The organism is Sorangium sp. So ce302 (assembly GCF_051530145.1).
Classification (GTDB): Bacteria; Myxococcota_A; Polyangia; order Polyangiales; family Polyangiaceae; genus Sorangium; species Sorangium cellulosum_B.
Map to the genome: position 1 here is coordinate 7,751,260 of NZ_CP150326.1, position 22,766 is coordinate 7,774,025.

Below are 22,766 nucleotides of genomic sequence, written 5' to 3' on the forward strand. Positions count from 1 at the left end.
GCACGGCGATGGCCGACGTCGGGCGCGCGCCCGCAGCGGCGTGAGCCTCGCGTCCGCCCCCTCGAGTCCGGTTGACTCGACTCGGTGACTCATCGACCATGTCGTCATGGTCCCCTTCGTTGCCTTCATTCCGCTGTCGAACTGGCTGCGGGGCTTCGATCGCTACGGGATGCGTTACTCGAAGGCGTTGATCCGAGAATCGACCTTCCCCGACGCTTTCTACATGCTGAAGGAAGACGAGCCCTTTGCGCCCGGGCTCCAGAAGGCGCGGAGGCTCGTGACGAGGCTCGGACGGCCGAACGATCGCGTCGTGGCGCTGCGGGCGCGGCTCCCCGTCGGGCACGACGCGATGCGCCCGAACGACGTGACGGGCACGGGAATCGGCTGGCGCTGGCCGTCGAGCGAGATCCCCTTGAGCGGCGTGGCGTGGGTCGATGCGCATGGCGCCCTCGTGCCCACCCGGCACGAGGAGATCACCGCGGAGGCCTTTCGCCTCGATGACGCCGGCCTCATCGACTGGGCGAGATGCCGGCCGCGGAGCCTCTCGGTGCTGCCCGTCGCGAATGCTTGCCAGGCGCGTTGCGCATTCTGCTTCTCGAAGGCGAGCGCCTCCGATCTCGCGCGCCAGCAGAGCGCCACGCTGGAGCGCTACGTCGACTGGGCGAAGCGCGCGAAGGAGCGCGGCGCCGAGCGCGCCGTCATCACCGGCGGCGGCGAGCCGACGTTGCTCGATCCCGAACGACTCCGCGCGCTCGTTCGTGGCCTCTCCGAGCTACTACCGAAGACCCTCCTCATCACGAACGGCGCGCGCCTCGACCTCGCGCAGGTCGAACGGCTCCGGGACGCAGGGCTCACCACCCTCGCGGTGAGCCGGCACGGCGTGACGCGCGAAGACGACGCGCGCATCATGGGGATCGAGGTCGACTCCGGCGCGCTGGGGAGCGCGCCGGGCCTCCGCACGCGGGCCATTTGCGTGCTCCAGCGCGGCGGCGTCGACGACGCCGCGAAGGTGCGCGCCTACCTCGAACGGAGCGCCGAAGAGGGGTTTCAGGAGGTGTGCTTCAAGGAGCTCTACATCTCGAGCCTCTCGGAGAACCCGTGGGCGCCGAGCGCGGCCAACCGGTATTGCGAGGCAAACCAGGTGCCTCTCTCGCTCGTGCTCCACACGCTCGCGGGCCTCGGCTTCGAGAGATGCGCGGAGCTCCCCTGGGGGAGCCCGGTCTTCGAAGGAACACTTGGAGGCCGCGTGCTCCGCGTGGCTGCCTACACCGAGCCATCGGTCGGCTGGGAACGGACACATGGCCTCGTCCGCTCGTGGAACGTGATGGCTGACGGGTCCTGCCTCGCCTCCCTGGAAGATCCGAGCTCCACGTTATGAAGCACGAAGCGTTTCTCGCGCGCCGCGCGGAGCTCAGGGCCACGCGTCCTTCGCTCGTCGATCTCTCGGAGCTCAACGTTTACCGGAGCCTCGCGCGTCTCTTCCCGGCCATCGCGCCCTCGACCCACCCGGAGGCGCCGTATCGCTGTCACCTCGCGGAGCGGTTCCTCGCGCACCTCGAGCTCCCGCAGGCGCTCAAGCCGCGCACGCAGGTCAGCCATGGTATCCGTCGCTCGCTTCGCGCGTTGTTCGGGCTCCTCGCGAAGCGGGAAGCGCGCGTCGGCGTCCCCGCCGACGTCTACCCCGTCTACCAGCAGCTCGCGGCCGAGGCGGGAGCGACCCTCGTGCCGTGGAATGCGCGCCTCGGGTTACCTGTCCTCGACGGGCTCGACGCGGTGTTGATCTGCGAGCCCCTGAAGCCGTGGGGCTCGCACCTGTCGCCGCTCGAAGCGGCCCAGCTCCGGCGCTGGGCGCGCGCGGACGAGCGGCGGATGCTGATCCTCGATTCGGCCTATGCGACGCCGCCGACGGAGCAAGCACGGGCGCTGCTCGACGACGAGAGCGCGGTCCTCCTCGCCTCGCTGTCGAAGGGCTGGCTGATCCCGGATCACGCGGGGCTCTGCATCGTGCCCGAGCGTTTTCAGAAGGAGGCGCGAGACGCCTTCGCGAAGCTGCCGAAGGACGAGCCGCGGGTCCGAATCGGGTACGCGGCGCTCACCGAACATGCCTCGCGCCCGCGGGAGGTCGGCGCGATCTTGAGCGAGCGCGCGCGCAGGCTCGACGCGCTGACGAGCGCGAGGCCCGATCTGAAAGCTTCCCGGTGCAGCGGCTACTTCGCTATCTCGGCGAGGTCGTTCGGGGAACTGCTCGAGCTCGGGATCCTCGGCGTGCCTGCGCCGGTCTTCGGCGGGCCCGAGGACCTCAGCGTGCTCTCGAGCCTCGAAAGCCAGGAAGCTCGCTGAGCCACGGCGCTCGGTGCATGGCTACTTGTTGAGCTGGCGTCACCTTTCCATGAGGGCCGGATCGCATCTTGGTTGTGCGATCCCTGTAGGGCGGCTCGCGCCAGGCGCCTGTCCATGCCTGTCAAGTCTTTTCGGCCGCACGCTGGGCGACCGAATTTGGCCCCATCCCTCCCCTCCTTGTGATCCTATCGGCGACGCTGGTCGCGGGCGCCGCATCCTGCGCCCTGCCCGCGTCTGCCTATGGCCGAGGTGCTCGCCGCATCGCTCGCGTTCCCTGCCGTGATCTTCACGGTCGCGCTCGCGCTCGCGCTCATCTACTGGCTGTTCGTGCTCCTGGGCGCGGTCGACCTCGACCTGCTCGGCGGCGCCCACGGCCACGCCGCCCCCGACCTCGGCGGGCTCGAAGGCGCCGCCAAGGGCGCCCTCGAAGGTGCCGCCAAGGGCTCGCTCGAAGGCGCCGTCAAGGGCTCGCTCGAAGGCGCCGCCAAGGGCTCGCTCGAGGGCGCTGCGACGGGCACGGCGGACGGGGCCGGCGGCGCGGAAGATGCCGGCTCGCTCCTCGCCGCGCTCCAGCTCCACCGCGTGCCGGCGACCGTGTCGCTCACGCTGATCGCGGCGTTCGGCTGGTTCACGAGCGCCCTGTCGACGGTGCTCGTCGAGCCGCTCTGGCTCGGCTGGGGGCTGCCTCGCTGGACGCTCGGCGTCGCGGTGCTCGCCGGCTCGCTCGCCGCGGCCGTGCTCTCGACCTCGCTCGCGGTGCGGCCGCTCGGCCCGCTGTTCGTGACCCGGCACGGCCAGTCGAAGAAGGATCTCGTGGGCCGCGTGTGCGTCATCTCCACCGGGCGCGTCGACGAGCGCTTCGGTCAGGCGACGATCGACGAGGGCGGGGCGAGCCACATCCTCGACGTCCGGTGCGACACGCCCGGCGCGCTCCGCCGGGGTGACCGCGCGCTGCTCGTGAGCTGGGACCCGGACCGAGAGATCTTCAGCGTCGAGCCGCTCGACGCCCTCCTCGGCACTCCCCCTCCCCTGGCCGAGCGGGGTGCGTCCCGCGTGGAAGCACGCCCGGCCGGCGTCGAGGAGGACGACGCGCCCGCGGCGCGCGCAGCGGACGAGCGGCAGCGCCGCGGCTGAACGCCGGCGCGGGCGCCGCCGCTGAACGCCGCTGTCGGGCGGGCGGTTTCGTGTACGCTCATCCCTTAGGGGGCGTCGTTCGGCCCCCGACCCGGCTCTGAGCGGGCCTGGCCGTCCGACCCTCACCGACGTGAACGCGGGGGCCGGCGACCTCCCCTCCACCGAAACGCGAAGGAGCTCCGCGTGCCCCCTGTGACCGTCCCCTTAATCATCGTCCTCGTCGGCGTCCTCGCCTTCGTCGCCCTCGGGATGCTGGTGATGTACGCCAAGTTCTACCGCCAGGTGGATCAGGGCAAGGCGCTGATCATCAACACGAGAGGCCAGGACCCCATCGTCACCTTCACCGGGACGCTGGTGCTGCCGATCATCCACCGCGCCGAGTACATGGATATCTCGGTCAAGACGATCGAGATCGACCGGCGCGGCAAGGAAGGCCTCATCTGCAAGGACAACATCCGAGCGGACATCAAGGTCACCTTCTTCGTGCAGGTGAACAAGACGCAGGACGACGTGCGCACGGTCGGGCGGACCATCGGCTGCGTCCGCGCGTCGAACCCGGAGACGCTCGAGCAGCTCTTCGCCGCGAAGTTCTCCGAGGCGCTCAAGACGGTCGGCAAGCGCCTGAACTTCGAGGACCTCTACAAGGAGCGGCAGAAGTTCAAGGACGACATCATCGACGTCATCGGCAAGGACCTGAGCGGGTTCGTGCTGGCCGACGCGGCGATCGACTACCTGGAGCAGACGCCCATCGAGCTGCTCGACAAGGACAACATCATGGATGCCGAGGGCATCCGGAAGATCACCGAGCTCACGGTCGCGCAGAACGTGCTGACGAACGAGCTCCGCCAGAAGGAGCGGATGGAGATCGGCAGCCAGAACCTGAACTCCGACGAGGCCATCTTCCGCTTCGAGCAGCGCCGGGCCGAGGCCGAGGCGAAGAAGGCCAAGGAGATCGCGGTGGCGCAGGCGCGCGAGCAGAACGAGGCCGCGCGCATCGTGAGCGACGAGCGCAAGAAGACGGTGCTCCTCCAGGAGAAGAACGACGAGGAGGCCTTCGTCGCCCGCGAGGCGAAGGAGCGCGGCGTCTCGGTCGCCCAGAAGAACAAGGAGCGGGAGGTCGCGGTCGAGACCGAGCGCGTCGAGAAGGCGCGTCAGCTCGAGATCGTGAGCCGCGAGCGCGACGTGACGCTCCAGCAGATCGCGCGCGAGAAGGAGCTCGAGCTCCAGAAGAAGGACATCGCCGACGTGGTCCGGGCGCGGATCGCGGTCGACAAGACGGTGGCCGAGGAGGAGGAGCGCATCAAGGACGTGCGCGCGGTGGCCGAGGCGACGCGCCTCAAGGACGTGACGCGCATCAACGCGGAGGCCGAGGCGCAGGAGCAGCTCGTCAAGCAGCTCAAGGGCGCGGAGGCGAGCGAGGAGGCGGCGAAGTTCCGGGCGCGCGAGAAGCTCATCACGGCCGACGCCGAGCTCGAGGTGAGCGACAAGGCCGCGCGCGCGAAGATCCGCCTCGCCGAGGGCCTGCAGGCCGAGTCCGCGGCCGAGGGGCTGGCGCGCATCCGGGTGAAGGAGGCCGACGCGCAGGCGATCGAGAAGCAGGGGTTCGCCGAGGCGCGCGTGGCGCTCGAGAAGATGAACGCCGCCGCCGCCGGCGAGGAGAAGCAGGGCCTCGCGCGGGTGATGGTCAAGGAGGCCGAGGCGATGGCGATCGAGAAGCAGGGGCGCGCCGAGGCGACGGTCGCGAAGGAGCGGCTCCTCGCCGAGGCGGCGGGCATCGAGCAGAAGGGGCTCGCGGCCGCGCGGACGCGCGAGGCCGAGGCGCTCGCCCTGGAGAAGACGGGCCTCGCCGAGGCGACCGCGATCAAGCAGCGGCTCCTGGCCGAGGCGGCCGGCACGGCGGAGAAGGCGGCGGCGATGAAGGCGCTCGACGGCGTCGGGCGCGAGCACGAGGAGTTCCGCCTCCGGCTCGAGAAGGAGCGGGCGGTGGAGCTCGAGTCGCTGCGCATCCGGGCCGAGATCGCCAAGGCGCAGGCCGAGATCCTGCACGGGGCGTTCGAGCACGCGAAGATCAACATCGTCGGCGGCGACGGGGCGTTCTTCGATCGCTTCGTCAAGGCGGTCACACTGGGCCAGTCGGTCGACGGGCTGGTCGACCAGAGCGCGACGGTGCGCGCCCTGGCCGGCGACTACCTGAACGGCAACGCGAGCGTCACGGAGGACCTGAAGCAGCTCGTCGCGCCCGGGGGAAAGCCCTCGGATGGCACGCTGTCGGGGCTCCTGACGTCGCTCCTGCCGAGCGCCGACGCCGACGGGAAGAAGAAGCTCGAGGCGCTTGCCCAGAAGGCGCGTGAGCTCGGCATCGACGAGCTCGCGAAGCTGCGCACCCCGCGCGCCTGAGCGGCGCTCCCGCTTCGGATACGGGCCCACCTCGACGTTTTCGGTGCTCGGCGCCTGGAGCGCGCTTGCGCGCGGCCCGCCCCTCCCCAATCGCGGGCTCAGGGAGGGGCCCCCAGGCGAGCTCACGGCGAACGCGATCCGACCGTGCGGGGGGCCGGCACCGGCGTCCGATCATTCATCGACGGCGATACCTTCGCGCCGGAGCGCGTCGTATCGCTCGCGTCCACCTCGCAGATAAGTCTCCACGGTCGCCCGCGCTCCAGGGTGCTTCTGGGTCAAAGCCCGAGCGGCGAGGAGGAGATCTTCCACTGTGCGGGAGACGATTCGCGTCCGGCAGATGCCCGATGCGGACGCCGAGGGCAAGCGTGAGACGAAGAGATCCGGACTCATCCAGTGCTTGACCAGCGCGTCCGAAGCCTCCTCGATGATGGGCAGGTCGAGAGCCTGCGCGATCGCGAGGCCTTCATCTGCCAGGAAAAACGTCCCTGCGTGGTCGCGCATCGCGCTTCGCGCGTGGTCCTCGAGCGCGATCCGTTCCAAGAACATTGATGCTGATCCAGCGAGAAGCTCAACGCGATCCAACATGGGGATGTAACGGAATAGCCAGCCAGCCTCGTTCATGTAGAGGTCCCCTTCCGTCGCGTACAGGCCTACATGGACCATCGGATCGCCGGTCGCTGTCAAACGTGCCATCGGCCACGTCGACGAGACGAGCGCGGAGTCGTCCTCAGGCTCTTCGCCGCCCGGAGAGTCGAAGCCGAGGCATATCAACTGAAAGAGTCCGAGGGCCAGCGAAGGCGTCTTTGGATGGGTCCCTCGACGCACGAGGCCACCGAAATCTTCTTCAAGCTCGAACACTTTGTCGAACCACGGCGCCCCTCGCCGATCGAGCTCCTCGGCGAGTCGCTCGAAGCCGCATGTTCTCGAGGCATCCCGAAATACGCGCTCCCGCGCGAAGAATGTTCTCACGCGTTCCGAGAGATGCCCGCCGAAAGCCTCCAGCGACGGACGAGGTTGGCTCATGTGTTCATTGTCATTCTGTTGCCTTGATCCCTGCTTTGCGAAGCGCCGCCAGTCTGGCCGGACCACCAGGGCGATATGTGTCTACTGCGACGTGCACGCCGGGATAGAGCTGCACGACACGCTGAACAAGATCAACCACCTCCGCAGGGGATCTTGCAACGATGAGCGTCTTTTTCTTTCCACTCTCTGGTGCCTCGACGACCCGGACCCATATCGAGGAGCTGCGCCAATTCGTAACGACAGAATCCGACGCTTCCTCAATCCTCTGCAGTTGAAACAAATCTTCCAGATCGCGACCCGCGTCGACATCGATCGAGACGGCTGCATGGTCTGAAATTTGCGACATCATTTCGGACTCAAGCGCGATGTTTTCCAGGAAGGCGCGCATCGAATCGGCCTGGGCTTCTATCTTGTCGATCATTCCGATGTGTAGCCAGACTCTCCCGGTGTCGTCGACATACAGATGGCTCTCGTCTGCGTATAGACCAATCAGTATCAGCTCGCGACCGAGCTCCGTATGCATGACGCGAGGCCATGGTCGGGAAGCGAGATGTGTCGACAGATATCCCGGAAGTTCCTTGATTTGCTGCTCGGGAGGCGTCAGCATGATCATCTGATACAAGCCTATGGCGAGATCGGGTTGCCTGTGGGGCTTGCTTGCGCGCTTTACCATGCCACCGAAATCCTCTTCCACCTCGAACACGGCGTCGTACCATGGGATGCTTAAGCGCTCTAGCTCTGCCGCGAGCGTTTCCCAGTTGCACGAGCGGGACACGTCTCGGAACACCCCCTCGTTTTCGAGGAAGGTTCGTACGCGCAATGATAGGCGGTCGCAGAAGAGATCTGACGAAGGTCGCGACATGGTGTGTGTCAGGTCCGCGAATGGCGCTGCCATCCTCGCCGAGGATCGAGGCGCCACGTGCCTAGATTGTCAACCCCAGGGACGTCGCCCCTGGGGCGCTGGTTGGCCCTCATGTTGAACTCGGCGGACGGCATGGTCGTGGACGATGTCGGTCCTTTGCCTTGCGAATTGTCGAATCCTGGTGCGATAACTCGTGTAGGCGGCATCATCCCGGCGAGTGCATAGAGTCGCGGTATTGTCTGAGAGCAGTTTGGACACGATGCTCGAGGAACATCGCCTTGATGTGAAGAGATGCCCCCCTCGCGTTCGATCTCGTTCATGGCTGCGCGCAGGTTTTGTCGCCACTTCGGGTCGCCCGGCCTACACGTTCGTGGCGGGTTTCGTTGCTCCCAGTCACTCAAGTGAGCAGAAAGTGCGGCTGGTTCAGCGCACTGCTCAGGATTCACCCTGGAGCCCGTACCCCGAGCATTGGAAGGCGGCAGAGCAGCGAGAACAGCAGGATGAAGTGCATTCGCGTTAGCGCTCATTCCAGTCACGACGGTTCGGTCTCGTCGCATGATCGTCGTCACGCAAGGACGCAAGCCGTCCAGGTCCACGAGGTCGCTCGGCCGTCCATCAGCGTACGCATATGCCTTGATGCTCCCCTCGATCCCGATCGGCTCCGGGCTGAGGTACTCCCCGATCTCCGGGTCGTAGTACCTGTGCCAGTTGTAGTGGAGCCCCGTCTCCTCGTCCGCATATTGCCCCGGAAACCTGAGAGGCGTGATGCCCGCCTGCTCCGCCGGCACGTCGCCGTAGAGCCCCGCTTCGAGCTCGGTCGCGACGCTCCCGTCGCCTTCGAACAGCGCCTCCGGAAAACCGTTCACGCCATGGACGAAATACCTGAGCGCACCTGCCGCACCGTCCCGCTGCGCTAGCGGCAGCACGCTCTCCGGCAGCGTGACGTAGCTCCGCTCTTCCACCACGGGCGCCTGCCCATCCCGCGCTCGCTCGCTGCGCTCGTGCACCATCACATCGCCGCGAAAGGCGTACCGGGTCACGCTCTCGACCCGCCCGAGCCGCGCCACGCGCTTCTCGATCCTGCGGCCGAAAGCGTCATACGCGAACGCGATCGTCCTCCCCTCCGGGGTCCGCACCTGCATGAGCCGCCCATCGCTGCTCCAGTCGTAGGTCCACACGAGCTCGCGCCGCACCTCGCCTTGGCCGTCCAGCTCGCTCACGCGCTTCCGCACCACATCGCCGCGCTCGCTGTAGTCGTAACGCACGGTCTCTCGTCCCGTCGTGCGTGCCGTCAACCGTCCTCCCGGTGCGTACGTCCGCATGCTCGCCAGCTCGCTCCACCTCTCCCGCCGCGGTGAAACGGAACCGCTCCGCCGCCTTGCCCGCCTTGCGCCGCTCGCCGACGCGACCGTTCGCATCGCGGAGCAGCTCTCCCACCTTGCCCCCGAGGTCCTCATCGGCGCGGAGCAGCCCCGCAGGCGAGCAAGCATACGTCCTGCGCCACATCTCGCGTGACGGCAGCGGCCCGACCCAGGCGGGCTCACCCGGACGGATGCGCGGCGCCACGGGTCTGCCGAGCACGCGCTGCCGCTCCATCCACCCGTCCGCGTTGACCTCGGTCGTGATCGCGCCGCCGCCCGGCAAGAGCCGCTCGATCTCGAAGCCGCGCGCGTCGTAGGCGAGGCGCAGCGGCGCGTTCTCCCCGCCGATCTGCACGGCCACAGGCCGCCCCCTGACGTCGCGCTGCACGCTCATCTCGCCCCCCATCCCGCGCACGGAGGTGGCCTTGCCCATGCCGTCGTAGGTCCACGCGAACGCCGCGAGCACCTCCGCGCCCCGCCGCGTCACCTCCGTCGTCACCCGCCCCCGCCGGTCGTAGGTGTACTCGCACTCGATGTCGCCGCTGACGGCGCGCTCGATCCGGCCGACCGGATCGTACTCGAACACGTCCTCGCGCCCGTCGGAGGTGCTCCGTCTCACGAGCCTGCCGAGCGGATCGACCTCGAGGTCGACGCTCTCGGAGCCACACTGCCTCCGGACGATCCTGCCCAGCAGATCGAGCTTGTACCGGATCTCCCGCCCATCGAAGGTCCGCTCGCCGGTGATGCGCCCCTCGGCGTCGCGCTCGATCCGGTGCTCCTCGCCCGCCTCGTTGACGATGCGCACCAGGTCCTGCTCGCGGTCGTAGCGGTACCGCACCTTGCTCCCGTCGGGCCGCTCGAGCTCGGTGACGACGTGGAAGCCGCCCCAGCGCAGCGTGGTCGTGCGCCCATCGGCGTCGCTGATCCTCGCCAGGTTGCCGTCGGCGTCGAAGTCGTAGCGCGTCACCGCGCCGCCCGGCCCGAACACGGCCGCGAGCCTGCCGCAGGCGTCGTACGCGAAGCGGGTCTCGTGCCCGCGCTCGTCGGTGAAACCCATCACCCGGCCGAGGAAGTCGTAGCGGATGCGCCGCTCGGCGCCGTCGGGCTCGATGACGCGGACGCGGTTCGCGAGCGCGTCGTATTCCATGCGCGTCTCGCCGCCGTTCGGCAGGGTCGCGCCGGCCAGCAGGCCGCGCGCGTCGTAGGAGAATCCGACGACGAAGCCCATGTCGTCGTAGACGGCCACCACATCGCCGCGCGCGTCGCGCTCGTAGCGCGCGGCGCCGCCGAGCGCGTCGGTCATGGCCGAGACGTGCCCTCGCGCGTCGTGTTCGTAGGCGGTCCTGTTCGCCGCCGGATCGACCTCGGCCAGGAGCCGCCCCTCGGCGTCGCGCTCCCAGCGGAAGACCTGCCCCAGCGCGTCCCGGTACGTGCACAGCGCGCCGGTGTCGTCGTAGCCGAACAGATGCACGCCGCCGCCGGCGCCCCAGACCATCCGGTCGAGCTTGCCGAACACATTGCCGTCGACCCGCCGGATGGCGCGCGAGGTGATCACCTCCGTGAGCACGCCGTCGTGGTGGTCGACCTTGACGTGCAGGAATCCCTTCGCCCGCGAACCGTCGCTCAAGGTCCCCTGCACGCCGTCGTCGAGCGCGTCGTTGCCCTCGCGGTGACACCACGCCTCGATGCAGCGCCTGTCCTTGTAGCGAAACTCCGCCACGAGCCCGCCGGGCTCTTCCCGCCGCACCAGGCGATGGTCCTCGTCGTAGGCGAAGCGGTGCGCGTGCCCCGCGGCGTCCTCGGCCGCGACGAGGTCGCCGCGCGCGTCGAACGCGTACCGCCGCCGTGTCTCCCACCGACCGTGCGCAAAGGCGTTCTTGACCTCGAAGGCGGCGATGCTCCCGTCGGCGTGCCGCCGCACGCGCACCACACGGCCCACGCTGTCGATGACCTGCGCGAGGCGGCCGTCTTCGTAGGCGAGCGAGATGGCGTTGTCGTGGACGTCGACGATCCGGCTCAGCAGCCAGCGGCTGCCCCGCGGCTCCGCGAACAGGTACGCCAGCCCTTCCGCTGCGAGCGCGTAGCCCCATGCGTACCGCGTCAGCATCCCGCACGGCAGCCGCGCCGATTCGCCGGGATCGAGCTTCCTCGGCAGCTCCGTCGCCGCCGCGTGCGGCTCCAGCACCCGCAGGCCGCGGCGCCGCTCCTCGACCTGCCACGCGAGCGAGTGCGTCCAGCCGAAGCCGAGGCCGCAGTCCTCCTCGATGAGCGCGGAGCTGTAGCTGCGCTTGATCGCCAGCGGGATCGCGCCAGGCAGCGCGAGGTCGACGACCGCCACCGTGGTGACGCGCCCCGTGATGGGATCGACCGGATCGCCCGCGTGGGTGCCGCCGCCGCTTCCGTGGGTGGGGTTAGGGCAGCCGCCGCCGCTGCCGGGCCCGCAGCTCCCCGCGTCCTTGCCGCCGCCGCGCGCGCCGTTGCCGCCGTTCTTCCCATCGCCGCCCTGTCCGTCGCCGCGACCATTCCCGCCGCGGCCGTTGCCGCCTCCGCCGCCCCCGCCGCCGCCGAGGATGAAGACGCCGGGGTTCATGCCGGGGATCACCGCTGCGTTGGGAAACGGGGCTGTTCGCGCCATGCGGGCATGCTCGGCGACGGGCGTGCCGATCGCAACCCGCGCGCAGTTCCTCCACGTGCTCGACCGCGCCGTGACGACGCGGCGGCGGTCCCCCCGCCGTTGCCGTGTCCCCGGGGCGCGTTGGCGACGCGGCGGCGGCTCCCGGGGCGCGTCGGCGACGCGGCGGCGGCTCCCCAAGGCGCGTCCCCCCACGCGGCGCTGCATGCCACCGCGCGTCCCCCCACGCGGCGCTGCACGCCGGCGCGCGTCCCCCCACGCGGCGCTGCACGCCGGCGCGCGTCGCCGACGGCCTCGTCCGGAATCCGCGAGAGCTCGCCCGAGCGGACGGGGCTCCCGGCCGCCTCGAGGGCAAGCTTCTCGCCGACCGCTACCGATCTCCCGATGTCATCGCGCCATGACCGCTACTGCTTCCTCGTCACGTGGATCACGGCGGCGAGGCACATTTCGTCGAGCGTGCTCTCGCCGAGGTGCACGTCCACCGGGGCGGGGATATGCTGCTCCTTGAGCGCCTTCGCGAGGAATGGATTGCTGTTCGAGTTGTCGTACGTGCAGCGCATCGTCAGCAGGTCGCCGCCGCGGAGGCGCGGGAGCTGCTCGATGGGAGCGTCGTAGTAGAACCCGCGCTGCCACGAGAAATCCCACCTCGGCGTCTGCACCAGGCACTGCTCCGCAGGCGCGTCGGCGGCGCCCTCCTCGCGCTCGAGGGTGACCTTCATGTCCGTGCCGACATAGTGCATGTGCGTGCCGGCGCCATAGAGGTACGTCTCCGAGAGAGATACCGCAGCGGGCATCCTGAACTGCATGGTCTCGACATGATCCGTCTCGCCGGCGGGGATCAGGAACTCCACGCCATCCGCGTCGTTCGGCCCGGGGAGGAGGCCGCGCCCCTGCGCGAAGGGAGACTCGAAGTTGCCGATCAGCGCGATGCCCATGAGCCACTCCGGCACGCCCTGGGTGAAGCGCAGCTGGAGGCGCGTCGCGTCGGGCTCGGCGGTCGTCCCGGCCGGGTGATAGTGGACCTGCATCACCAGCCGCGCCCCCGCGGGGAGCTCAGCGCCGATGTTCGGTTCGAGCTCGATGGGGACGCCCCCCGGCGCCCACGCGGCGACGAGCTCGCCCGAGAACCCGGGGCCGCCAAAGCAGTCGTATCCGCCGTGCTCATCCACGAGCGCGTCGGTCGCGCCATCCCTGTCGATGAACACGAGCGCGTGGTGCACGACCTTGCTGTTGCCCGGCACGAGGTGCACGCCGTTGATGTACCGCGTCTCCGTGAGCCCAGGATCCATCACGAAACACCGGAACTGGTCGGCATCGCCGCTCGCGACGAACGGCTCCTGCGGCGCGACCTCCAGCTCGACGCCGGGCAGCCCCGGCGCCTCGGCCACGAACGGGGGCGGCGCGTCCGCCGGATCCCCCTCGGGAGCCCCCGATGCGGCCCACGCCTCGAGGACCGCTATCTCCTCCTCCGTCAACCGGAGATCGTCCTTCCAGCCGTGAGGAGGCTGGCACTCGTCCGTCTCCATCGCACCCCACGGCGGCATCGTGCGCTCCCGCGCCGAGCGCGCGAGCAGGCTGGCCACGCTGTGCGCGGAGTCGTACGCCGTCAGGCTGAACGGGGCGATGTTGCCGGGAGAATGGCAGCTCATGCAGTGCTTCTGCAGCAGCGGCTCGACGTCTCGATGGAACGTCGGAGACGCCGCCGTGGAGCCCGGCGCTTCCTCGCCGGAGCACCCGAGAAGGAACCCCGGAAGGAGCGCAAGCAACGTGAGCGCGCCAGATGTCGAATTTCGCATGGTACCCCTTTTCGATAGCCCGCGTGGTACGTGTCCTGAGCCGTCGAGAGGGCAGCGCGGCGGCCCCAGGCGAGCCGCCGCGCTCCCGTCGCCGTCAGGGCTCGCGGTGGATCAGTGGACCTCGTTGTGGCACGTGGCGCTGCAGTCGTCGCCGCTCGCGGTGTTGCCGTCGTCGCACTCCTCGAACGCCGTCTGCCGCACGCCGTCGCCGCAGTGCGGGCCGAACACGCAGCCCGGAGCGCACTCGCCGTAGCCGCCGTCGTTCTCGCCGTCGTCACACAGCTCGGGCGGCGCCTGGGTCACGCTGTCGCCGCAGCGCGGGCCGTACACGCAGCCCGGAGCGCACTCGCCGTAGCCGCCGTCGTTCTCGCCGTCGTCGCACTCCTCGCCGAGCTCCCGCTGCACGCTCCCGTCGCCGCAGACGGCGCCGATCCGGCAACCGAGGCAGCCCATGCTGCCGTCGTTCACGCCGTCGTCGCACTCCTCGCCCCACGCGTCCTGGGTGACCCCGTCGCCGCACTTCGCCGCGTCGCCGCACTCCGGCGTGCACCCGCCGTAGCGGCCGTCGTTCACGCCGTCGTCGCACGTCTCGTTGGGCTCCTGGACGACCGCGTCGCCGCACCGCGGCCCGATCACGCACTCCGCCGTGCACCCGCCGTAGCGGCCGTCGTTCACGCCGTCGTCGCACTCCTCGCCGAACTGGCTGTCGATCTCCTCGTCCCCGCAGCGGGGGGCCGCCACGCAGCCCGGCGCGCACGCCTCGGAGCCATAGCCGCCCAGGTTGGTGCCGTCGTCGCAGATCTCGTACGGCGAGGTCGTCACCCCGTCGCCGCAGTAGAGCCCCAGCGTGCAGCTCGTCGAGCATTTCCCGTACCCCGGGCCGTTCTCGTCCTCGTCGTCGCACTGCTCGTCGGGCGTGACGATGCCGTCGCCGCACACGGGCTCGCAGACGGACGAGGCCGCGTTGAAGCCGCCGAGCGTCAGCTTGTAGCTGGATGCCGTGGTGTGGCGCTCCGCCTGGAACACGACGACCTCGTAGACGCGCCCCTCCGTGAGGCCGAGGTCATCCATGCGCACCGTCCCGCGATCGTCCTCGACGCCGGCGACCTCGCCGGTCCCCATCGGGGTGTGGATGCCGCCGAGGTCGATGCGGAGCCGGTTGTTGATGAACACCCAGACGTCGTCGTCCCCGTAGAAATCGAGCCGCTCCCCGCCGTGGTACTCGAACCAGTAGCGGACCTCGCTCGTGAAGTAGAAGTTGTGATTGCCCGCCACGGCCCAGTCGTTGAACGGATCGCGGGCCTCGCGGTTCGCCTCGCGCTGCGCCACGGGCACCGACGGGTCCTGCCAGCCCTTGCCGTCGAGCGGGAAGAACAGGTGATCCTCGAAGAGGAACACGCCCGACGTCCCGACACGCGCGAGCGGGAGCCAGCCCACGACCGTCTTCGAGAGGTCCGAGTCGTTGTACCAGCGATTGAAATCGGTGGCGTTCGTGAGGAAGGCATTCGGTCGCGCCGCGGCGAACTGGGGCTTGTTGTCGGCGCCGAGCGCGCTCTGCACGATGCCCGTGACGATGGCGTCCGGCGGGTTGGAGTCAGGCTCGAAGTTCGGCGCGTCGTGCTTGAAGTCGCGGTACACGATCGGCACGCGGAGCTCGTCGCCCAGGGTCGAATCGTTCCTGCAGCTGTACCCCGGCTCGATCGTGCACCCGCTCGAGCAGCCGTCGCCGCTCCTCGTGTTGCCGTCGTCGCACGCCTCGTCGCCGAGCCGCAGCCCGTCGCCGCAGGCCGACGAGCACCCGCTGTCGCCGCAATCCGGCTCGACCTGGCAGAACGGCGTGCAGCCGTCGCCGAGGTTGGCATTGCCGTCGTCACACGGCTCCGAGCCCTCCCTCTTCCCGTCGTTGCAGAGGGTATCGCGGCAGACGTAGCCGCCGGGCGCGGACTGGCACACGAGGCCAGGCTCCCACTTGCAGGTGGCGTCGCACCCGTCGCCATTCGTCGTGTCGCCGTCGTCGCAGTCCTCGCCCGCGACGACGCGCCCGTCACCGCAGACCGCCGTGCAGCGGCTCCCCGCGCGCGCGCAGTCGAACCCGGCCTCGAGGCCGCAGGTCGACGAGCAGCCGTCGCCCGAGAGCGTGTTGCGGTCGTCGCACGCCTCGCCCACGCCGATCTGGCCGTCGCCGCACACGACCGTGAACGTGCAGTGCACGCCGTCCGGGCACTTCCAGCCGGCCTCGACAAGGCAGCTCGGCGAGCAGCCGTCGCCGGGCTCCGTGTTCCCGTCATCGCACCGCTCGGTCGGCCGCAGGCGGCCGTCGCCGCAGCGCTCGACCGGCTTGCAAGGCTGCCCGGGGACAGGGCACGTGACGCTGCCGGGGTCCTCCAGCGCGCAGACCTCGGAGCACCCGTCTCCGGACACCGTGTTCCCGTCGTCGCAGCTCTCCCCGCCCGAGACGCGCGCGTCGCCGCACGAGTGGAGCCGGTAACACGGCTCCCCCGGCGTCCGGCAGACCCAGTCGCCCGGCTCCCTCTGGCAGCGATCGTCGCAGCCGTCGCCCGAGGCGGTGTTGCCGTCCTCGCAGCTCTCGCCGGGCTCCACCGCCCCGTTGCCGCACGCGATCGTCGTGTGACAGAGCTCCCCGGGCTCGCAGACGCAGTACGGCTCCACCTTGCAGGCGCCAGAGCAGCAGTCCCCGGGGAGGCTGTTCCCGTCGTCGCACGCCTCGCTCCCCTGGTTGATCTCGCCATCGCCGCACGCCGGCTCCACCGCGTCGCACTCCGGCGGAGGATCCGGCGATTCGCAGGGATCGCCCCCGGCGCCCCCGCTCCCGCCCGATCCGACCGTCATGAACCCGCCGAAGCCCCCGCTGCTGTCCTCGCCGCCGGTGCCTGAAGCCCCGCCGCCGCCCGCACCGCCCTCGCCGCCGCCCGCACCGCCCTCGCCGCCGCCCGCACCGCCCTCGCCGCCGCCACCGCAGGCGACGAGCGGACCGGCGAGCACCACGAGGAGCACGGAAGTAAGTCTCTTTCCCAAGCCCATCGACGCCACCATCCCAACTTGCTTCAGAAGGTCGTCACGCTGTCCATGCCACGCCGCGAGGCGCCTCGAGCGACGAGGTGCGCCGCTGGAGGCAAAGTGAGCGCGCGTCGCACAGGCGCACGCTCGCATCGACATGTGGGTCGCCCTCGTTCCCGCCTCATCGCAACGCAGCCACCCGCGTGGAGCAAGCGGATTTCACGGTATAGCGGGTTCCCGACGCGCCGCCCGCCGGGACGCGACGGAATCCGCGGGCGGCGCGGCGGCATGGCGGCGCGACGGCGGCGGCGCTCGAGCTTGACATCCCTGGAAGAGGTCCTGGTGCCGCCTCGCGCGCCGCGCCGCCTCGCGCGCCGCCGCGCCGCCCGCCGCGCGGTCGCCATCTCGCCCCCCGGACGCGGCGAACGGCTGTAACCTGGCCGCGGGCAGGCCGAGGCCCGCGCGGATTCGACGCGGGGGCGGGCCTTTCGGCTGACCACACGGAGCATGCATGGTGTCGACAGGGGCCTTGGACGGCGCGGCCCGAGCGGCGGGGGCGTCCCCGCCGCAGGCGGCGGAGCCGCTGGATGGGGGCAATTACGAGGTCATCCGGAGGCGGCTCGTCGAGCGCGCCGAGGAGCTCGCCCGCCGCGCCGAGGCGCTCAACGCGCGGCGAAAACAGGTGTTCGGCGGCACGGACCTCGCGCTCCTCGAGAACGCCCGCGTCAGGACCGAGAACAACTGCGTGCCGCGCGACATCGTGAGCATCCGGGGCAAGCTGCTCGTCGGCTACCTCGTGTTCATGGGGCTGAAGGAGGTCAACGTCGGCGACGTCTTCAGCCTCCACCGCTTCGCGAAGGACGGCGGCGCGTTCGACCTGTCCCACGTGCCGCTCGACGAGGGCGAGGCGTTCCTCGGCGACCCCAGCTTCGTCAAGGAGTTCAAGGACCTCCACCGCTACGTCAAGGAGCCCCGGCTGCTCCAGCTGCGGCGCAGCGGCGACACGCGGCTGCTCGCCATCTTCCAGGTCGGCGCGACCGAGCGCGACACCAAGGTGTTCCGGTGGAGCATCGACGCGACCGGGCGCATCCGGTACCTCGACGCGCGCGGCGACGAGGACAACGTCCGGCCGCGCGCCCACGACTTCGCCTGGACCCAGGCCACCCGCGACGACCACGTGCAGGGCAAGCACCCGCACGTCGCGATCCTCGGCGAGATCTTCGTCGAGACGGTCGGCGGCGATCTCACGGTCAAGGTCGAGAACAACACGACCACGGGGCTCGGCATCTACCGCGAGCCGGTCGACGACGCGGGCCAGGCGCTCGACGACGCCGACATCCAGTACGCCCGGCTCGGGCCGCTCATCCTGCTCAAGATCAAGCCGTTCCGGGAGCCCTCGTACCGCTACCTCGTCTACAACGGCCGCACCCGGAAGGTCACGCGCATCGACGCGATCGGCCTCGCCTGCCTGAGCCTCCCCGAGGACCAGGGCATCGTCTTCCCGAACGGCTACTACCTCATCACCGGCGAGACGAAGCGCTTCGAGGGCAGCACCGAGAGCCTCGTCTTCGAGCGGGTCATCCGCTCTCCGAACGGGGAAGACGTGCTCTACGTCTTCCACCAGGTCGTGGAGGGGCGGTACGTGCTCTTCCCGTACAACCTGATCCGCAAGGAGATCGCGACGCCGATCCAGTGCCACGGATACAGCCTCTTCGACGACGGCAAGATGGTGATCTTCCGGGCGTCGAGCGACGAGGCGACCCGCGTCCACCCGATGCAGATCTGGCAGACGCCGTTCATGACCGCGGAGTTCGCGGCGTCGGCGCCGACCGACGGCTCGTACCTCGCGAAGGTGGGCAACGCCGACCTCGTCCGGGGGATCTCCGACGCGCTCAGCATGCGGCGCGCGGCGCTGGACGGGTCGCCGACCCGGCAGACGTACGAGGATCTCATCAAGACCGCCGAGCGGATGGCCGACGCCTACTACTGGCTCGGCCACGCCGAGGCGGGCGATCTCCTGTCCGTCGTGAACGAGCTCCGGGGCGTCTCCGAGAGCATCGTCGACGAGTTCGAGAAGGTCGAGGGCATCAAGGCGCGCGCCGCGGCCGCGCTCGCCGAGGCCGAGGCGGCGCAGCGGCAGCTGCTCTCCGGGGTGCGGCCCGAGGACGCGGCGAGCGTCGACGCGTTCCTGAAGGCCCTGACCGCGCTGCGGCGGCAGCGGGGGCACCTCATCACGCTCCGCGAGCTCAAGTACATGGACCTCGGCCGCGTCGACGCGCTCGAGGCCGAGATCGTCGCGCGCGCCGACGAGGTGAGCCAGGCGTGCGTGACGTTCCTCCTCGGCGAGCAGGCGTTCCGCCCGCTGGCCGACCGGCTCGCGGGCCTCATCGCGAAGATCGAGGCCGTCGCGAAGTCGCCCGAGCTCGCGCCGTTCGCCGCGGATCTCGACGCCGTGAACGAGGGGCTCTCGGTGCTCGCCGAGATCGTGGCGAGCCTCAAGGTCGACGACCCCACGGCGCGGACCCGGATCCTGGAGGGGATCAGCGAGGTCTACGCGCAGCTGAACCGCGCGCGCGCGACGCTGAGCGCCCGCGGCAAGGACCTGCGGGGCGCGGAGGGGCGCGCGGAGTTCGGCGCGCAGTTCAAGGTGTTCGGCCAGAGCGTCTCGAGCGCGATCGCGGTGTGCGACACGCCCGAGCGCTGCGACGCCGAGCTGTCGAAGCTGCTCGTCCAGCTCGAGGAGCTCGAGGGGAAGTTCGGCGAGTTCGACGAGTTCCTGGGCGAGCTCGCGGCCAAGCGCGAGGAGGTGAACGACGCGATCGCGGCGCGCAGACAGGCGCTGCTCGACGAGCGGCAGCGGCGCGTCTCGAACCTCGTCGCCGCGGCGGACCGGATCGTCCAGGGGGTGGCGCGCCGGGCGCGCACCTTCGCGGGCGTGGACGAGCTCAACACGTACTTCGCGTCCGACGCCATGGTCGCGAAGCTCCGCGATCTCGCGGCCGATCTCCACGCGCTCGGCGACAGCGTGAAGGGGGACGAGGTCGAGGCGCGGCTCAAGTCGGCGCGGCAGGACGCGCTCCGGGCGCTGCGCGACCGCGAGGACCTGTTCGAGGGCGGCGGCGACGTCATCAAGCTCGGCCGCCACCGCTTCAACGTGAGCACGCAGGCCCTGGAGCTCACGCTGGTCCCGCGCGGCGAGGGGCTCGCGCTGCACCTCACCGGGACCGATTTCTTCGAGCCGATCGAGGATCCGGCGCTCGAGAGCGCGCGCGATCTCTGGGGCCAGGAGCTCGCGAGCGAGACCCCCGAGGTCTACCGGGGCGAGTTCCTCGCGGGCTCGATGCTCGCGGACGCGGAGGCGGGGCGGGGCGGGCTGTCGATCGAGCGGCTGCGCGAGGCGTCCCTCGGCCCGGGCGGGCTGCTCGGCGCGGTGCGCGCGTACGCGGAGGGCCGGCACGACGAGGGCTACGAGCGCGGCGTCCACGACACGGACGCGGCGCTGATCCTGGAGAAGGTGCTCGCGCTGCGGTCCACGGCGGGGCTCCTGCGCTTCGGGAGCGCGCCGCGGGCCCTCGCCTGCCTGACCTGGGCGGGGCTCGACGCGCGCGCCCGGGACCTCGCGCACCGGCGGTCGCGGAGCCTCGGCCGGCTCGCGGCGCAGCTCGGCGAGAGCGAGGCGCGGGCGGCGCTCGCGGCCGAGCTCGCGCAGGGCGTGGCCGCGACGGCGGCGGCGCATCGGCTCGAGGCGAGCGCGGCGGACGTGCGCGTGGCGGCGCGGTACCTCGTGGAGGAGCTGGCGGCGGAGCGCCCCCGGTTCGTGACGAGCGACGCGGCGCTCGCGCTGCGCGACGCGCTGCTCGCGCGCCTCGACCTCGCTGGGGGCCGCGCGGCGTTCGAGGAGGACCTGCGGCAGCTCGAGAAGCACCCGGCCGAGCGGCTGGAGCTCGCGCTCGCGTGGCTGCGCGGGTTCGCCGCGGTCAACGATGGGGGCTCGCCCGGCAAGCCGGGCTCTGCCCCCAAACCCCCGGGCCCTGCGCTGGCCCACCTCGCCCTCGAGGCGGCGGTCGTCGTCGTGACGGAGCGGCACATCGAGCGGGAGCCGAGCGGGGCCGTCACCGAGGCCCGCGTCGAGGGGCTGCTCGGGCAGCACCCGCGCATCAAGGAGCGCGCGATAGCGCTCCGGCTCGACGAATTCCTGAGCAGGATCGAGGACTTCCTGCACGAGAGGGCGCCGCGCTACCGCGCCTACAGGAAGGTGAGGAGCGAGATCGCGGAGCGGGAGCGGAAGCGGCTGCGCCTCGAGGAGTTCGCGCCGCGGGTGCTCACGTCGTTCGTGCGCAACCGGCTCATCGACGAGGTGTACCTGCCCCTCGTCGGCGCGAACCTGGCGAAGCAGCTCGGCGCCGCGGGCGACGTGAAGCGCACCGACCTGATGGGCATGCTGCTGCTCATCTCGCCGCCGGGCTACGGCAAGACGACGCTCATGGAGTACGTCGCGAGCAAGCTCGGCCTCGTGTTCATGAAGGTGAACGGGCCGTCGCTCGGCCACGAGGTGACGTCGCTCGACCCGGCCGAGGCCCCGAACGCGACGGCGCGCCAGGAGGTCGAGAAGATCAACCTGGCGTTCGAGATGGGCAACAACGTGATGCTGTACCTGGACGACATCCAGCACACGAACACGGAGCTGCTCCAGAAGTTCATCTCGCTCTGCGACGGGCAGCGCCGGATCGAGGGCGTGTGGCGGGGCCGGACGAGGACGTACGACCTGCGCGGCAAGAAGTTCTGCGTGGTGATGGCGGGCAACCCGTACACGGAGTCGGGCGCGCGGTTCCAGATCCCCGACATGCTGTCGAACCGGGCCGACACGTACAACCTCGGCGACGTCCTCGACGGCAAGGAGGCGCTGTTCGCGCTGAGCTACCTGGAGAACGCGCTCACGTCGAACCCGACGCTCGCGCCGCTCTCCGGGCGCGCGCCGGGCGACACGCACAAGCTCATCCGGATGGCGCAGGGAGAGGCCATCGCCGCGACGGAGCTCGAGCACGCCTACTCCGCCGCGGAGGTCTCGGAGATGGTCGCCGTGTTCGAGCGGCTCTTCCGGGTGCAGAAGGTGCTCCTGTCCGTGAACCTCGAGTACATCCGGAGCGCGTCGCAGGACGACGCCTTCCGGACGGAGCCGCCGTTCAAGCTCCAGGGCAGCTACCGGAACATGAACAAGCTGGCCGAGAAGGTCGTGGCGGCGCACACGCCCGAGGAGGTCGACCGGCTCATCGACGATCACTACGTGAGCGAGTCGCAGACGCTGACGACGGGCGCCGAGCAGAACCTCCTCAAGCTCGCCGAGCTGCGCGGCCGGATGACGCCGGAGCAGGCGGCGCGGTGGGACGAGATCAAGAAGGGCTTCGTGCGCATCAAGCGCATGGGCGGCAAGGAGGACGACCCGGTCGTGCGCGTGACCGGCACGCTGTCGATGCTGGGCGAGCAGCTGGAGGGCATCCGCGGGGCGATCGGGAAGGCGGCCGCGGTGGCGCAGGCGGGGGACGCGCGGGCGCGGGAGATGAAGCAGTGGCTCGCGCCCGAGATGGAGCGGCTCTCCACGGCGCTCAGGGGGGCGGCGCAGCCGCGGGTCGACGTGAAGGTCGAGACGGATCGCTCGGTGTCGGAGTTCGTGGGGCACCACCTGTCGCTGGTGGAGCGGCTCGTGGCGCCGCTCGCGAAGGCGACGACGCAGAGCGCGTTCGGCATCCGGGCGATCGAGGCCCAGATCTCGGAGCTCGCGCAGGGGCTCCGGTCGCTCGACGAGAAGGTCCGCGCGGCGGCGCGCCCGCAGAGCCAGCCGCCGCCGCCGCGCTTCGAGGCGCGGGTCGGGGCCGCGTCGCCGGCGAACTTCTACCGGACGGCGCCCGCGGCCGACGTCGTCGACCACGGCGGCATCTTCGTGCCGACCTTCCGGCCGCCGCCGGCGCGCGGGACGACGGTGGCGCTCAAGATCCCGTTCGCGGAGGGCGGCGAGATCGACGCCGTGGGGGTGGTCGAATGGACGCGCGAGGCAGAGGAGGAGGGCCCGCCTGGGTTCGGGGCGCGCTTCGTGCGGCTCTCGGGCGAGCAGCGGGAGCTCGTGGAGGGGTTCGTGCGGCAGCGGGAGCCGATGCTGCTCGGCATGTGAGCGCGCTCGCAGAGACGGCGCTCGTACGCTCTGCTGT

The 22,766-nt window shown here is 70.5% G+C and carries 11 protein-coding genes; 5 read left to right on the top strand and 6 right to left on the bottom strand.

The window, feature by feature from the left end; translation table 11 throughout:
• Positions 1–106 precede the first annotated feature (106 nt).
• The 4 genes from WME73_RS29250 to WME73_RS29265 all read left to right on the top strand — a co-directional run bounded on the left by WME73_RS29250 (position 107) and on the right by WME73_RS29265 (position 5,871).
• Positions 107–1,378, top strand: coding sequence for a radical SAM protein (locus WME73_RS29250; protein ID WP_437911663.1), 1,272 nt, complete (start codon positions 107–109; stop codon positions 1,376–1,378).
• Entirely contained in the window at positions 1,375–2,340 is a 966-nt protein-coding gene (locus WME73_RS29255) for a hypothetical protein (RefSeq protein ID WP_437911664.1), read from the top strand. The genes WME73_RS29250 and WME73_RS29255 overlap by 4 nt, the downstream gene beginning before the upstream one ends.
• Positions 2,341–2,580: 240 nt before the next feature.
• Positions 2,581–3,474: a glycine zipper family protein gene (locus WME73_RS29260; protein WP_437911665.1), complete on the top strand. Its 894-nt coding sequence runs from the start codon at positions 2,581–2,583 to the stop codon at positions 3,472–3,474.
• Between the two features lie 183 nt (positions 3,475–3,657).
• On the top strand, positions 3,658–5,871 hold the full coding sequence (locus tag WME73_RS29265; protein ID WP_437739682.1) for a hypothetical protein: 2,214 nt from the start codon (positions 3,658–3,660) through the stop codon (positions 5,869–5,871).
• Between the two features lie 171 nt (positions 5,872–6,042).
• On the opposite strand, the gene WME73_RS29270 is transcribed toward WME73_RS29265, so the two are convergent.
• The 6 genes from WME73_RS29270 to WME73_RS29295 form a co-directional block, all read right to left on the bottom strand.
• On the bottom strand, positions 6,043–6,894 hold the full coding sequence (locus WME73_RS29270; protein WP_437911666.1) for a hypothetical protein: 852 nt from the start codon (positions 6,892–6,894) through the stop codon (positions 6,043–6,045).
• 10 nt (positions 6,895–6,904) lie between these two features.
• Complete coding sequence (locus WME73_RS29275; RefSeq protein WP_437911667.1) at positions 6,905–7,597, bottom strand: hypothetical protein; 693 nt, start codon at positions 7,595–7,597, stop codon at positions 6,905–6,907.
• Positions 7,598–7,764: 167 nt separating this feature from the next.
• Positions 7,765–8,898, bottom strand: coding sequence for an RHS repeat-associated core domain-containing protein (locus tag WME73_RS29280; protein ID WP_437911668.1), 1,134 nt, complete (start codon positions 8,896–8,898; stop codon positions 7,765–7,767).
• Entirely contained in the window at positions 8,852–11,752 is a 2,901-nt protein-coding gene (locus WME73_RS29285) for a DUF6531 domain-containing protein (protein ID WP_437911669.1), read from the bottom strand. Before WME73_RS29285 ends, WME73_RS29280 begins: the two co-directional genes overlap by 47 nt.
• A gap of 401 nt (positions 11,753–12,153) precedes the next feature.
• Positions 12,154–13,545 carry a hypothetical protein gene (locus WME73_RS29290; protein ID WP_437911670.1) on the bottom strand — a complete coding sequence of 464 codons (1,392 nt, stop codon included), beginning with the start codon at positions 13,543–13,545 and terminating at the stop codon, positions 12,154–12,156.
• A gap of 111 nt (positions 13,546–13,656) precedes the next feature.
• On the bottom strand, positions 13,657–16,599 hold the full coding sequence (locus WME73_RS29295) for a DUF4215 domain-containing protein (RefSeq protein WP_437911671.1): 2,943 nt from the start codon (positions 16,597–16,599) through the stop codon (positions 13,657–13,659).
• A gap of 475 nt (positions 16,600–17,074) precedes the next feature.
• Here WME73_RS29295 and WME73_RS29300 point away from each other — a divergent pair, with 475 nt between their 5' ends.
• Positions 17,075–22,729 (top strand): DNA repair ATPase, encoded by a 5,655-nt coding sequence (locus WME73_RS29300; protein WP_437911672.1) that lies wholly within the window; start codon positions 17,075–17,077, stop codon positions 22,727–22,729.
• Positions 22,730–22,766 lie beyond the last annotated feature (37 nt).

Excerpts from the sequence above, each read along its gene's own strand:
- WME73_RS29260 (WP_437911665.1), top strand. The coding sequence starts at position 2,581 with ATGGCCGAGGTGCTCGCCGCATCGCTCGCGTTCCCTGCCGTGATCTTC.
- WME73_RS29255 (WP_437911664.1), top strand. The coding sequence starts at position 1,375 with ATGAAGCACGAAGCGTTTCTCGCGCGCCGCGCGGAGCTCAGGGCCACG.
- WME73_RS29250 (WP_437911663.1), top strand. The coding sequence starts at position 107 with ATGGTCCCCTTCGTTGCCTTCATTCCGCTGTCGAACTGGCTGCGGGGC.
- WME73_RS29285 (WP_437911669.1), bottom strand. The coding sequence starts at position 11,752 with ATGGCGCGAACAGCCCCGTTTCCCAACGCAGCGGTGATCCCCGGCATG.
- WME73_RS29270 (WP_437911666.1), bottom strand. The coding sequence starts at position 6,894 with ATGAGCCAACCTCGTCCGTCGCTGGAGGCTTTCGGCGGGCATCTCTCG.
- WME73_RS29280 (WP_437911668.1), bottom strand. The coding sequence starts at position 8,898 with ATGCAGGTGCGGACCCCGGAGGGGAGGACGATCGCGTTCGCGTATGAC.
- WME73_RS29295 (WP_437911671.1), bottom strand. The coding sequence starts at position 16,599 with ATGGTGGCGTCGATGGGCTTGGGAAAGAGACTTACTTCCGTGCTCCTC.
- WME73_RS29300 (WP_437911672.1), top strand. The coding sequence starts at position 17,075 with ATGGTGTCGACAGGGGCCTTGGACGGCGCGGCCCGAGCGGCGGGGGCG.
- WME73_RS29290 (WP_437911670.1), bottom strand. The coding sequence starts at position 13,545 with ATGCGAAATTCGACATCTGGCGCGCTCACGTTGCTTGCGCTCCTTCCG.